This is a genomic window from Rhizobium laguerreae (assembly GCF_019778565.1).
Classification (GTDB): Bacteria; Pseudomonadota; Alphaproteobacteria; order Rhizobiales; family Rhizobiaceae; genus Rhizobium; species Rhizobium laguerreae.
On the sequence record NZ_JAAXQT010000002.1, the window covers coordinates 625,746 to 638,217 of the forward strand.

A 12,472-nucleotide genomic window follows, 5' to 3' on the forward strand; every position below is an offset into this window, starting at 1 on the left:
TGCAGGTCAAGCGCTCGAGGGAGATACTAAGGTGATGAAGAAGGCTTATGCAGCCCTGACCACGCTGGTCTGTCTGCTTTTTGCTTCCGGCACATATGCCGACCAGCCCACGCCGTGGCAGGCGACGCTGCAGCCGGCGGCAACGCCGATCATGCGGGAAATCCAATGGTTTGAACAATATACCCTGTGGTTTATCGTTCCGATCACGCTCTTCGTGCTGGTCCTGCTCATCGTCGTCTGTTTCAAGTTCCGCGCCAGCGCGAACCCGGTTCCCTCGAAGACGAGCCACAACACGCTGATCGAGATTGCCTGGACCGTGGGGCCGGTCCTGGTGCTGCTTTTTCTTGCCATTCCCTCGTTCAACCTGCTGACGGCGCAGCTGACGCTGCCCGAAAACCCCGACGTGACGATCAAGGCGACCGCCACCCAGTGGCAGTGGAATTACGAATATGAAGGTTCGGGCGAAAGCCCGCTGGCTTTCGATTCCTACCTGCTGAAGGATCAGGACCGCGCAGCCGCCGGCAAGGAAGACAAGTCGATCTATCCCAGACTTCTCGCCGTCGACAACGAACTGGTCCTGCCGGTCAACAAGACGGTCCGCGTTCTCGTGACCGCAGCACCTACCGACGTCATTCATGCTTTCGCCATGCCTTCCTTCGGCGTCAAGATCGATGCCGTGCCGGGCCGCCTGAACGAGACCTGGTTCAAGGCCGAACGCGAAGGCCTGTTCTACGGCCAGTGTTCCGAGCTCTGCGGCAAGGACCATGCGTTCATGCCGATCGCCATCCGCGTCGTCTCCGAGGACAAGTACAAGCAGTGGCTGACCGCAGCCGTCAGCGACCTGCCCGGCGCCTACAAGACACTCATGGCCGCAACCGATGGTCCCGCAAAGACCGTCAACGTCGCCGAAGCACAGTAATAAAGGGGATCGGGACAATGGCTGGACCTTCCGCTCACGACGATCATTCTCATGATCACGATCGCACGCATGGCAATCACGCCGCCCATCATGACCACGCGCATGACGATCACGGGCACAAGCCGAGCTTTGCCAATCGCTGGCTGTTCTCGACCAACCACAAGGACATCGGCACGCTCTACCTGATCTTCGCGATCATTGCCGGCATCATCGGCGGCGCGCTGTCGGTTGCCATGCGCATGGAGCTGCAGGAGCCGGGCATCCAGATCTTCCACGGCCTGGCCTCGATGGTCTACGGCTATGAGGGCGATGCCGCGATCGACGGCGCCAAGCAGATGTTCAACATGTTCACGACAGCGCACGCGCTGATCATGATCTTCTTCATGGTCATGCCGGCGATGATCGGTGGTTTCGCCAACTGGATGGTGCCGATCATGATCGGCGCGCCTGATATGGCCTTCCCGCGCCTCAACAACATCTCCTTCTGGCTGATCGTTCCCGCCTTCGCGCTGCTGCTGCTGTCGATGTTCGTCGAAGGTCCGGCAGGCGCCTATGGCACCGGTGGCGGCTGGACGATGTATCCGCCTCTGGCGACAAGCGGCACGCCGGGACCGGCGGTAGACCTTGCGATCTTCGCACTTCACATCGCCGGCGCCTCGTCGATCCTCGGTGCGATCAACTTCATCACCACGATCCTCAATATGCGCGCTCCGGGCATGACGCTGCACAAGATGCCGCTGTTTGCCTGGTCCGTGCTGATCACCGCCTTCCTGCTGCTGCTGTCGCTGCCGGTTCTGGCTGGCGGCATCACCATGCTGCTCACCGACCGCAATTTCGGCACTGCGTTCTTCTCTCCGGAAGGCGGCGGCGATCCGATCCTCTACCAGCACCTGTTCTGGTTCTTCGGTCACCCCGAGGTCTACATTCTCATCCTGCCGGGCTTCGGCATGGTCAGCCACATCATCTCGACCTTCTCGAAAAAGCCGATCTTCGGCTATCTCGGCATGGCCTACGCCATGGTCGCGATCGGCGCCGTCGGCTTCGTCGTCTGGGCCCACCACATGTACACGGTCGGCCTGTCGCTCGACGCGCAGCGCTACTTCGTTTTCGCGACGATGGTCATCGCCGTTCCGACGGGCGTGAAGATCTTCTCCTGGATCGCGACGATGTGGGGCGGCTCGATCTCGTTCCGCACGCCGATGCTCTGGGCGATCGGCTTCATCTTCCTGTTCACGGTCGGCGGCGTCACCGGCGTCCAGCTCGCCAATGCCGGTCTCGACCGCTCGCTGCATGACACCTATTACGTCGTGGCCCACTTCCACTACGTTCTGTCGCTCGGCGCCGTCTTTGCGATCTTCGCCGGCTGGTACTACTGGTTCCCGAAAATGACCGGCTACCTGTACAACGAGCTGGTCGGCAAGCTGCATTTCTGGGTCATGTTCATCGGCGTCAACCTGGTGTTCTTCCCGCAGCACTTCCTCGGCCTCGCCGGCATGCCGCGCCGCTACATCGATTATCCGGATGCCTTTGCCGGCTGGAACTATGTTTCCTCCATCGGCTCCTACATCTCGGCATTCGGTGTGCTGATCTTCCTCTACGGCGTCTTCGAAGCCTTCGCCAGGAAGCGCGTCGCCGGCGACAATCCGTGGGGTGAGGGTGCAACGACGCTCGAATGGCAGCTGCCTTCGCCGCCGCCCTATCACCAGTGGGAACAGCTTCCGCGCATCAAGTAAATTGCGCTGATATCAGGACGCCGCATTCGATACGGCGTCCTGATCGTAAGACATTCAGGACGGAATGATGACGGTTATCGACAATCACGAGGTGCTTGCAAAGGACGGCGAATTGTCGGAAGCGAGTGCGCGCGATTATTTTGAATTGTTGAAGCCACGGGTCATGTCGCTCGTGGTCTTCACTGCCTTTGCCGGTCTCGTACTGGCGCCGGGCCATATCCATCCCGTCCTCGGCGTGATCGCCATCCTCTGCATCGCCGTCGGCGCCGGCGCCTCCGGCGCGCTGAACATGTGGTATGACGCCGATATCGACGCCATCATGAGCCGCACCGCCAACCGTCCGATCCCGGCCGGCCGCATCGCGCCGTCGGAAGCACTCGCCTTCGGCCTGGTACTGTCGGGCTTTTCGGTGGTGATCCTCGGCCTGGCCGTCAACTGGCTCTCGGCCGGCATCCTCGCCTTCACCATTTTCTTCTACGCCGTCGTCTACACCATGTGGCTGAAGCGCTCGACGCCGCAGAACATTGTCATCGGCGGTGCTGCCGGCGCCTTCCCGCCGATGATCGGCTGGGCCTGCGTGACCAACAGCGTGACGATCGAGAGCACCGTTCTCTTCCTCATCATCTTCCTGTGGACGCCGGCGCATTTCTGGGCGCTTGCCCTCTTCAAGATGCGCGATTACGAGGCCGTCGGCGTGCCGATGCTGCCGAACGTTGCCGGCGAACGGGTGACCAAGCATCAGATCGTCGCCTATGCGGTGCTGACTGCCGTCTGCGCGGTCTTGCCGTCTTTCCTCGGTTTCGCGAGCCTCGGCTATGGCCTCGTCGCCGCCGTCCTCGGCGCGATCTTCATATACTGTTCCATCACCGTCTGGCGCATGCCCGACGGCGATCTGAAGATGATCCCGGCGAAGAAGCTCTTCGGCTTCTCGATCTGTTATCTCTTCGCCGTGTTCTCCGCCTTGATGATCGACCGGCTGGCGTCGGTGCTGGTCTCGCATGCGGGAGGTTGGTTCTGATGGAATTGCTCAAGCTCACGGAAGCGCAGCGCAAGTCGCGCCGCAACCGCAACGTCGCCCTCGGGCTGGTGCTTGCCGGCCTCGTCATTCTCTTCTACGCGATCACCATCGTGAAGATCGGCGGAGGAATGGCTGGATGAGCGACAACGCCGCCGCACCGAAGAAGCAGGGCCGCAACAACGGCGCCGTCGTGATGATGTGCCTGAGCTTCGTCTTCGGCATGGGCGCGATGAGCTATGCCGCCGTGCCGCTCTACCGCATCTTCTGCCAGGTGACCGGCTATAACGGCACGACGCAGCGCGTCGACCAGGTGTCGAGTGTCGTGCTCGACCGCAAGATGCGCGTCACCTTCGACGCCAATGTCGCCCCCGGCCTGCAATGGGACTTCAAGCCGGTCGAGCGCGAGGTCAATCCGAAGATCGGCGAGACCATCCAGGTCAATTTCACCGCCGAGAATCGTTCCAACGAGACCCAGCGCGGCCAGGCGGTTTTCAACGTTACGCCGGGCGAAGCCGGCGTCTATTTCAACAAGGTTCAATGTTTCTGCTTCACGGAAACGGACCTGAAGCCGGGCGAGAAGCTCGACATGCCTGTCGTGTTCTACATCGATCCTGAAATCGTCAAGGCGGTGGAATCGAAGAATATCCATACGATTACGCTGTCATATACGTTCTACCCGAAAGAGGGTCCGAAGCCGGTGGCTTCGAATGAGGGTGGAGCGGAGAAGATTGAAAAGAAACTTTGATCAAGGCTCGTTTCCGGCTATGCCGGGAGCGGAGTGAAGGAAGACATCCGGGGATAACGACATGGCCGATGCTCACCAGAAGAATCACGACTATCACATCATCGATCCGAGCCCGTGGCCGATTCTAGCCTCGCTCGGCGCCTTCATCATGGCGCTCGGCGGCGTCTCCTACATGCGTTATCTCAATGGCGGCTCCTTCAAGGTCGCCGGCTTCGAGCTTGCCAATCCCTGGGTTTTCTATATCGGCTTCGCGCTGGTGCTCTACGTCATGTATGGCTGGTGGGCCGATACGGTGAAGGAAGCCCATGAGGGCGCCCACACCCGTGTCGTCTCGCTGCACTTGCGCTACGGCATGATCATGTTCATCGCTTCGGAAGTGATGTTTTTCGTCGCTTGGTTCTGGGCCTATTTCGACGCCAGCCTCTATCCGAACGAAGCGATCCAGGCCTCGCGCGTGCTCTATACCGGCGGCACCTGGCCGCCGAAGGGTATCGAGGTTCTCGACCCCTGGCACCTGCCGATCTACAACACCGTCATCCTGCTCCTGTCGGGAACCACGGTCACGTGGGCGCATCATGCGCTGCTGCACAACGACCGCAAGGGCCTGATCCAGGGCCTGACGCTGACCGTGCTGCTCGGCATGTTCTTCTCTGCCGTTCAGGCCTACGAATATGCTCACGCGCCGTTCGCCTTCAAGAGCTCGATCTACGGCGCGACCTTCTTCATGGCGACCGGTTTCCACGGTTTCCACGTCCTCGTCGGCACGATCTTCCTGGCTGTCTGCCTGATCCGCGCGCTGCGCGGCGACTTCACCCCGAAGCAGCACTTCGGCTTCGAGGCGGCCGCCTGGTACTGGCACTTCGTCGACGTCGTCTGGCTGTTCCTGTTCTTCTGCATCTACGTCTGGGGCGGCTGGGGCGCACCTGTCGCAGCCGGCTGACCGGAACGATCGTCAAGCAAAAGGCGGGCCTGGTGCCCGCCTTTTTTATTGGTAAATCTCGTTCTTTACTCGGCGTCATCCTCGGCCTTGTGCCGAGGATCTGCTACATATCAACCGGTCCCAGATGCCCGGGACAAGCCCGAGCATGACGAAAGAGGGAGTTTGCCGACTTCGTCCGCAGTCTAAGGCTGACCCTAATACTTTTTTCAGCTCAGCGCGCGCCGGCGATCCGTTCGAAAGCCAAAGGTTCGGGAATCCCGAGATCCAACTGGTGGCGGATCGCTTCGGCGCATTCGAGCGGTGTCAGCACCGACGTATCGACCTCCATGTCGTAGATGCCGGGACGATGAACCTCATCCTGCCAGCGCTGCACCGGTTCCGGGACTGGTACGTCCTCCGTGGCGCTGAGATAAAGCGTCTCGCGCCCCTCTTGGACAATGTCGCGCCGCTGCATGATCGTCTCGATCGGACAGCGCACGCCGACGAACAGCACGCGAAACCCCTCCAGCCGGCGGGCGCAATCGCCGAGAATGCCGAGCGGCTGCGAATAGCTGTCGTGGTGGCCGAGATCGGCGATGACATTAAGCCCCAGGCTGGCATGGATGGCGATCGATTCGTAGAGCGCCGCATAAAAGAACGGCACCAGTTCCTCCAGGTCCGGCCGTTCGCCGCCCGGCCGCAGTCCGATGCCCGGAAGGTAGCGTTTCGGTGTCATGGCGTTGTAGCTGTCGACGCCGAGGTTGATCCACGGGCCTTCGAACTCCTCCTGGATAGCGCGCGCAATGCTCGATTTGCCGCTCCGCGGCGCGCCGTTCAGGATAATGATCTGCACGGAATGGCTATCATTGGTCATCAGTCTTCTTCTTCTGTTTGGCGCGAATCATTACAGCGCCGCGCGACTTTTCAGACGCGGCCAGGACCCTGTAACATTTTGAATTGCTGATAGTTCCTCACATCGATTCCGATGTGAGGAACTATCAGCGGGACGAAATCACGCAGGCATTTCCCTTCGTCCTGCGAATAATTTATGGGAGAGTTAAGGCAGCATCGAAAAGAGCCGCGGCCGCAGAGGCTGCCAGAAGGAATGGAATGAACGAGGACAGCGCCCATTTTCCCCCTGTCGACCCGGTGAAGACCGGGATCAAGGGCTGCTGCCCGCGCTGCGGTGAGGGCAAGCTGTTCGATGGCCTGCTCGGCCTGAAGCCGCGCTGCGCCGCCTGCGGCCTTGATTATTCCTTTGCCGATTCCGGTGACGGCCCGGCCGTCTTCGTCATCCTCATCGTCGGCTTCATCGTCATCGGCATGGTGCTGTGGCTGCAGGTGAATTACGGGCCGCCGATCTGGGTGCATATCCTGCTCTTCGCTCCGCTGACGATTATCCTGTCGCTGCTGACGCTGCGCTGGTTCAAAGGCATCCTGATCGCCATGCAATACCGTCATAATGCCCGCGAAGGACGCCTGAGTGACTGAAATAGTGCATGCAACGCCGCGCCGCCGGCTGCCGGTTTTGACCGGCATCCTGGTGCTGATCGCTCTCGCCATCCTGATTTCGCTCGGCACCTGGCAGGTGGAGCGCCTGCACTGGAAGGAAGGCCTGATCGCCGATATCGCCGCGCGGCAGGCAGCAAGCCCCGTGCCGCTTGCCGACATCGAGGCGATGGCGGCTGCAGGTGGCGATATCGAATATCGCAAGGTGACCGCCACCGGCCGCTACATCAACAACAAGGAGCGGCACTTCTTCGCCACTTGGCGCGGCCAGACCGGCTATTACATCTATACCCCGCTGGAGCTTGCCGACGGGCGCATTCTCTTCGTCAATCGCGGCTTCGTTCCCTATGACAACAAGGAGCCGGAAATGCGCATGCAGGGCCAGCTGACGGGAGAGCAGACCGTCACTGGCCTGGCGCGCGAAAAGCTTCCCGGCAAGCCTTCCTGGGTGGTGCCCGACAACGACGTCGCCAAGAACATCTTCTACTGGAAGGATCTCGACGTCATGGCCGAGAGCGTCGGGCTGGAGAAAGCGAGCGTCATTCCCTTTTTCGTCGATGCCGATTCCACCCCCAATCCGGCCGGCCTGCCGATCGGCGGCGTCACCCAGGTGGATCTGCCGAACGACCATCTGCAATATGCTTTCACCTGGTACGGGCTGGCCGCCGTGCTTGTCGTCGTGGTGGCGATCTCCTGGTTCCGCAAGGGTGCCAAGACACCTCAGCAATAGTATCACTTCAATTCTCGACCATATTGGGCTAGAGGTCCCTAAATCTCTCAACCCGGAACAGACATGAATATTGCGGCGAAACCTCCTTTGACGATCAGGCTCTGCGGCCCGCGCGGCTTCTGCGCCGGCGTCGACCGTGCCATCCAGATCGTCGTGCTGGCGCTGAAATCCTATGGCGCCCCGGTCTATGTGCGCCACGAGATCGTCCACAATCGCTATGTCGTCGAGGGGCTGGAGGCCAAGGGCGCCGTCTTCGTCGAGGAACTGGACGAGATCCCGGCAGAACATCGCGCCCAGCCGGTGGTCTTCTCAGCCCACGGCGTGCCGAAATCCGTGCCCGAGGATGCGGCAAGCCGCAACCTCTTCTATCTCGACGCCACCTGCCCGTTGGTTTCCAAGGTCCACAAGCAGGCGATGCGCCACAATCGCCTCGGCCGCCATGTCATCCTCATCGGCCATGCCGGCCACCCCGAGGTGATCGGCACGATGGGTCAGCTGCCGGAGGGATCGGTCTCGCTGATCGAGACGATCGAGGATGCGGACGCCTATGTCCCTGTTGATCCCGATAATCTCGGCTATGTCACCCAGACGACGCTGTCGGTCGACGATACGGCCGGTGTCATCACCCGCCTGCACGAACGCTTCCCGAACCTGACGGCGCCGGCGGCGGACTCGATCTGTTATGCGACGACCAACCGCCAGGAAGTGGTGAAGCAGGCAGCCCCCGGCTGCGATCTCTTCATCATCGTCGGCGCGCCGAATTCATCCAATTCCAAGCGGCTCGTTGAAGTGGCGCTCAGGGCAGGGGCGAAGAAATCGATCCTCGTGCAGCGCGCCGCCGAGCTCGACTGGGACGAGATCGGCGCGATTTCGACGCTCGGCCTTTCCGCCGGCGCTTCCGCGCCCGAGGTCATCGTCAACGAGATCATCGAGGCTTTCCGCGCTCGCTTCGATGCCCGCGTCGAACTGGCCGAAACGGTGCAGGAAACCGAAAATTTCCTGGTCAACCGCGAATTGCGCAGCATCGAGCTGACGACCGCCGACATGGCCTTTGTCAACGGCTAGGCGTCATTGCGGCCTGGGCGTCCACTCCGGCAAATCCAATATCAACAAGGCATGAAGGCGAGACCTCACTTGGCAGTCTATACCGATATCGCCGAAGACGATCTGAAATGGTTCCTGACGGAATATGACGCGGGCACGCTGCTCTCCTACAAGGGCATTGCCGAAGGCGTCGAGAACTCCAACTTCCTGCTTCACACCTCCAAGGACCCGCTGATCCTGACGCTCTATGAGAAGCGCGTGGAAAAGAGCGATCTGCCGTTCTTCCTCGGCCTGATGCAGCATCTTGCCGCCCGCGGCCTGTCCTGCCCGCTGCCGCTGCCCCGTCGGGACGGCGCGCTGCTCGGCTCGCTCTCCGGCCGTCCGGCGGCTCTGATCTCCTTCCTCGAAGGCATGTGGCTGAGAAAGCCGGAGGCGAAGCACTGCCGCGAGGTCGGCAGGGCGTTGGCCGAGATGCATGTGGCCGGCGATGGTTTCGAGTTGAAGCGGGCGAATGCGCTGTCGATCGACGGCTGGCGGGGGCTCTGGGAGAAATCCGAGGCGCGCGCCGGCGAGGTCGAGCCCGGCCTGCAGACCGAGATCCGCAGCGAACTCGATTTCCTCTCCGCCGCCTGGCCGAGTGGCCTGCCGGCCGGCGTCATCCATGCCGACCTCTTCCCCGACAACGTCTTCTTCCTCGGCGACCGGCTCTCCGGCCTGATCGATTTCTATTTCGCTTGCAACGACCTGCTCGCCTATGACGTCTCGATCTGCCTGAATGCCTGGTGCTTCGAAAAGGACGGCGCCTACAACATCACCAAGGGCACGGCGATGCTCGAGGGCTACCAGAGCGTTCGGCCGCTGAGCGATGCCGAAATCTCGGCCCTGCCGGTGCTAGCGCGTGGGTCGGCGCTGCGCTTCTTCCTGACCCGGCTCTATGACTGGCTGACGACGCCGGAGGGCGCCATGGTCACCAAGAAGGACCCGCTCGAATATCTCCGCAAGCTGCGGTTCCACCGCCAGATCAAATCGCCCGCCGAATATGGATTGAGCCTATGAAACACGTCGATATCTTCACCGACGGCGCATGCTCCGGCAATCCCGGCCCCGGCGGCTGGGGCGCCGTGCTGCGTTATGGCGATGTCGAAAAGGAGCTTTGCGGCGGCGAGGCGGATACCACCAACAATCGCATGGAGCTGCTGGCGGCAATCTCGGCGCTGTCGGCGCTGAAAACGCCCTGCGAGGTCGATCTCTATACCGACAGCGCCTATGTCAAGGACGGCATTTCCAAGTGGATTTTCGGCTGGAAGAAAAACGGCTGGAAAACCGCCGATAAGAAGCCGGTGAAGAATGCCGAACTCTGGCAGGCGCTGGAGGCGGCCCGTGACCGCCACAAGGTGACGCTGCACTGGGTCAAGGGCCATGCCGGCCATCCGGAAAACGAACGCGCCGACGAACTCGCCCGCCGGGGCATGGAGCCCTTCAAGAAGGGCAAGGCGGTTTCGTTTTAAGTCAGTTCGGCTCCTCGGCTCCTGACGGATGAGAGAGGAATACGGCGCTGCCACACGTCTCTCCTCCCCAGCGGGGAGAAGAGGGAGCAAGCAGCTCGCCCGAACCTCTCTCAAGCCGCCCGCTGCTGCGGCGCCGTCGCCGCGCCCTGGATCAGCCGGTGCAGATATTCGAGCTTTGCCACAACAGGTGAGGACAGCACGAAGGGGTAGGAGTCGGGTTGGCCCATGCTGCGCTGGATGGCGTTGATCGCGATGCTGAGCGGCACCCAGGCACTGACCAGCTGTTCGGCGCTCCTTGCCCTGTAGGGGATGAAATCCACCTCGCCGGCGATTTCCTCATGGCCGCGTGGATCGATAGCAATGCCGAAGGCGCGTGCGGTTTCGAGCGTATCGACGATATGGAGGTAATGCGCGAAGCATTCGGCGAAATCCTCCCAGGGGTGCGACGCCGCATAGGCGCTGATGAAATTCTCCTGCCATCCCAAAGGCGCGCCGCCGGCATAATGGGTCTGGAGGGCTGCCATATAATCCTGCCGTTCGTCGCCGAAAACGGCGCGGAAATCGGCAAGGCCGCCCCGATCGCGCACTAGTTTGTTCCAGATGAAATGGCCGGCCTCGTGGCGGAAATGGCCAAGCAGCGTGCGGTAGGGTTCGTTCATCGAGCTGCGCGCCTGTTCGCGCGTCGCATCGTCGGCCTCTGCGGCGCGGATGGTGATCAGGCCTTCCTCGTGACCGGTCATAGCAGGCACGATAAAGCCGTTGCTCTCGATTGAATCCTCGAGGAAATCGAAGACCAGGCCGCCTTGCGGGTCTTGCGCCCGATCCGGATGCGGCAGCTTCCAGCGCAGCAGCGAATAAAACAGATGACGCTGCGCCTGGCTGATGCGCCGCCAGCGGTCGATGCCGTCCTGAGTGTCGGTGTTCGGAACCAGCCGGTTATGGCGGCAGGCAACACAGAATTCACTCTCGCCCTCATCGTCCACCAGCCAGTTGCAGATGTCGAGGCTGGCATTGGCGCAGAAGCGGACGTCGCGATCAGGATTGGAAACGAGCTGCCAGAGCGTCTCGTCGCGCGGTTCCAGTGCATGCATGGCGAGATCGCCGGGCAGGAAGCCGAGGCGGTGGTTGCAGCGCACGCATCGACGGTTGTCGAAGTGGACGACCTGATCGCAATTGTCGCAGGCAAAAAGCTTCATCGTGTCTATCTCTGCAAAGCATGAGGGTGGGGGATTGAAAATGCCTGCCGCACGAGGGGCGCAGCAGGCATGGTGATAAAGGATGAGCGTCTATTGCGCATTCCTTAAATCGGAATCACAGCGTCTTTGCGTGTGTGAAGAGACGCTGTCGCTCAGAGCCGGTCGACGGCGCCCTTGAGCTTGTCCTTGACCTTGCCGGTTGCGACCTGTCCCTTGCCCTTGGCTTCCTGGACGGCGCCCTTGGCCTGCATGTCGCGATCGTCGGTCGCCTTGCCGGCGGCCTGCTTGGTCTTGCCGGCAATTTCGTTTGCCTTGCCGGAAATCTTGTCGCTGGTGCTACCCATTATGTGATGTCTCCTTGGTCGGCATGGGCCTTTGTCCATGCTTGCCGAAATGAAACGTCACTCGCGACTATTCGTTCCCGCTGCCGTCAGGTCAGCAGCGGTCAGGCCAGCCCCTCAAGCATGGCCGGCTTCGGCCGAAAGCATGGCAGCGGTCACGCCCATGCCGGCGAGCGCCCGCTCGTATTTGTCGTCGAGGCTGCGGTCGAAGATCAAATCCTCATTGGCCGGGCAGGTGAGCCAGCCATTGTTGACGACCTCGCTTTCGAGCTGGCCGGCCGCCCAGGAGGAATAGCCGAGCAGCATAGTCGCGCGCGTCGGCCCATCGCCCTTGGAGATGGCGCGCACGATATCGAGCGTCGCCGTCAGGCAGATGTCGTCGCTGACCGGGATCGAGGAGTCGCTGGCATAATCGTCCGAATGCAGCACGAAGCCGCGGCCGCTTTCCACCGGGCCGCCGGTCTGGATCGGGAATTCGCGCGCCCGCTTCGGCAGCACGATCGAGTCTTCCGGCTTGATCATGTCGAGATGCTGCAGCACATCGGCGAAAGTAAGGCTCTGCGGACGGTTGATGACGAAGCCCATGGCGCCGGCATCCGAATGCGCGCAGATGTAGATGACAGCGCGCGCAAAATTGCGGTCTTCCATGCCCGGCATGGCGATGAGGAACTGGCCATCGAAGAAGCCACGTTCCCGTCTGTTCTTCAGGGTCAATAAGGACATCGTTCCTCCTGCTGCTAGACCGCACCAAGGCCTCGACAAAAGAAACATGGGCCAATGTCACACATCAATCAACTGAAAATGAAGATT

At 61.3% G+C, this 12,472-nt stretch carries 15 protein-coding genes; 11 read left to right on the forward strand and 4 right to left on the reverse strand.

What is annotated here, in order from left to right:
* The first annotated feature begins 34 nt into the window (after window positions 1-34).
* The 6 genes from coxB to HFO71_RS09885 all read left to right on the forward strand — a co-directional run bounded on the left by coxB (window position 35) and on the right by HFO71_RS09885 (window position 5,355).
* Window positions 35-919, forward strand: coding sequence for a cytochrome c oxidase subunit II (coxB, locus tag HFO71_RS09860; RefSeq protein ID WP_221987924.1), 885 nt, complete (start codon window positions 35-37; stop codon window positions 917-919).
* A gap of 17 nt (window positions 920-936) precedes the next feature.
* Entirely contained in the window at window positions 937-2,652 is a 1,716-nt protein-coding gene (gene ctaD, locus HFO71_RS09865; RefSeq protein ID WP_168339969.1) for a cytochrome c oxidase subunit I, read from the forward strand.
* A gap of 67 nt (window positions 2,653-2,719) precedes the next feature.
* Complete coding sequence (locus HFO71_RS09870; protein ID WP_221964222.1) at window positions 2,720-3,670, forward strand: heme o synthase; 951 nt, start codon at window positions 2,720-2,722, stop codon at window positions 3,668-3,670.
* Window positions 3,670-3,810 (forward strand): hypothetical protein, encoded by a 141-nt coding sequence (locus HFO71_RS09875; RefSeq protein WP_011650759.1) that lies wholly within the window; start codon window positions 3,670-3,672, stop codon window positions 3,808-3,810. The genes HFO71_RS09870 and HFO71_RS09875 overlap by 1 nt, the downstream gene beginning before the upstream one ends.
* Entirely contained in the window at window positions 3,807-4,415 is a 609-nt protein-coding gene (locus HFO71_RS09880) for a cytochrome c oxidase assembly protein (protein ID WP_168284320.1), read from the forward strand. Before HFO71_RS09875 ends, HFO71_RS09880 begins: the two co-directional genes overlap by 4 nt.
* A gap of 61 nt (window positions 4,416-4,476) precedes the next feature.
* Window positions 4,477-5,355, forward strand: coding sequence for a cytochrome c oxidase subunit 3 (locus HFO71_RS09885; RefSeq protein WP_025393467.1), 879 nt, complete (start codon window positions 4,477-4,479; stop codon window positions 5,353-5,355).
* Window positions 5,356-5,566: 211 nt separating this feature from the next.
* On the opposite strand, the gene HFO71_RS09890 is transcribed toward HFO71_RS09885, so the two are convergent.
* Window positions 5,567-6,208 (reverse strand): chloramphenicol phosphotransferase CPT family protein, encoded by a 642-nt coding sequence (locus tag HFO71_RS09890; protein WP_168259745.1) that lies wholly within the window; start codon window positions 6,206-6,208, stop codon window positions 5,567-5,569.
* Between the two features lie 236 nt (window positions 6,209-6,444).
* On the opposite strand from HFO71_RS09890, the gene HFO71_RS09895 reads away from it, so the two are divergent.
* The 5 genes from HFO71_RS09895 to rnhA all read left to right on the forward strand — a co-directional run bounded on the left by HFO71_RS09895 (window position 6,445) and on the right by rnhA (window position 10,125).
* The gene (locus HFO71_RS09895) at window positions 6,445-6,825 is read left to right on the forward strand and encodes a DUF983 domain-containing protein (protein WP_168259746.1); all 381 of its coding nucleotides are present in this window, start codon (window positions 6,445-6,447) and stop codon (window positions 6,823-6,825) included.
* The gene (locus HFO71_RS09900) at window positions 6,818-7,573 is read left to right on the forward strand and encodes an SURF1 family cytochrome oxidase biogenesis protein (protein WP_168259747.1); all 756 of its coding nucleotides are present in this window, start codon (window positions 6,818-6,820) and stop codon (window positions 7,571-7,573) included. The genes HFO71_RS09895 and HFO71_RS09900 overlap by 8 nt, the downstream gene beginning before the upstream one ends.
* Before the next feature lie 63 nt (window positions 7,574-7,636).
* A complete protein-coding gene (gene ispH, locus HFO71_RS09905; protein WP_077976530.1) occupies window positions 7,637-8,638 on the forward strand; it encodes a 4-hydroxy-3-methylbut-2-enyl diphosphate reductase in 1,002 nt (333 codons plus the stop codon).
* Between the two features lie 69 nt (window positions 8,639-8,707).
* A complete protein-coding gene (locus HFO71_RS09910; protein ID WP_221987925.1) occupies window positions 8,708-9,673 on the forward strand; it encodes a homoserine kinase in 966 nt (321 codons plus the stop codon).
* A complete protein-coding gene (gene rnhA, locus HFO71_RS09915) occupies window positions 9,670-10,125 on the forward strand; it encodes a ribonuclease HI (RefSeq protein ID WP_017959271.1) in 456 nt (151 codons plus the stop codon). Before HFO71_RS09910 ends, rnhA begins: the two co-directional genes overlap by 4 nt.
* Window positions 10,126-10,235: 110 nt before the next feature.
* Here the strand turns inward: rnhA and HFO71_RS09920 are convergent, their stop codons facing one another.
* From HFO71_RS09920 to HFO71_RS09930, 3 genes are all read right to left on the reverse strand, one after another.
* Window positions 10,236-11,321 carry a zinc-binding metallopeptidase family protein gene (locus HFO71_RS09920; RefSeq protein WP_221987926.1) on the reverse strand — a complete coding sequence of 362 codons (1,086 nt, stop codon included), beginning with the start codon at window positions 11,319-11,321 and terminating at the stop codon, window positions 10,236-10,238.
* Window positions 11,322-11,473: 152 nt separating this feature from the next.
* Window positions 11,474-11,665: a CsbD family protein gene (locus HFO71_RS09925; protein WP_025393474.1), complete on the reverse strand. Its 192-nt coding sequence runs from the start codon at window positions 11,663-11,665 to the stop codon at window positions 11,474-11,476.
* Between the two features lie 114 nt (window positions 11,666-11,779).
* The gene (locus HFO71_RS09930) at window positions 11,780-12,385 is read right to left on the reverse strand and encodes a YqgE/AlgH family protein (RefSeq protein WP_077976526.1); all 606 of its coding nucleotides are present in this window, start codon (window positions 12,383-12,385) and stop codon (window positions 11,780-11,782) included.
* Between the last annotated feature and the right edge of the window lie 87 nt (window positions 12,386-12,472).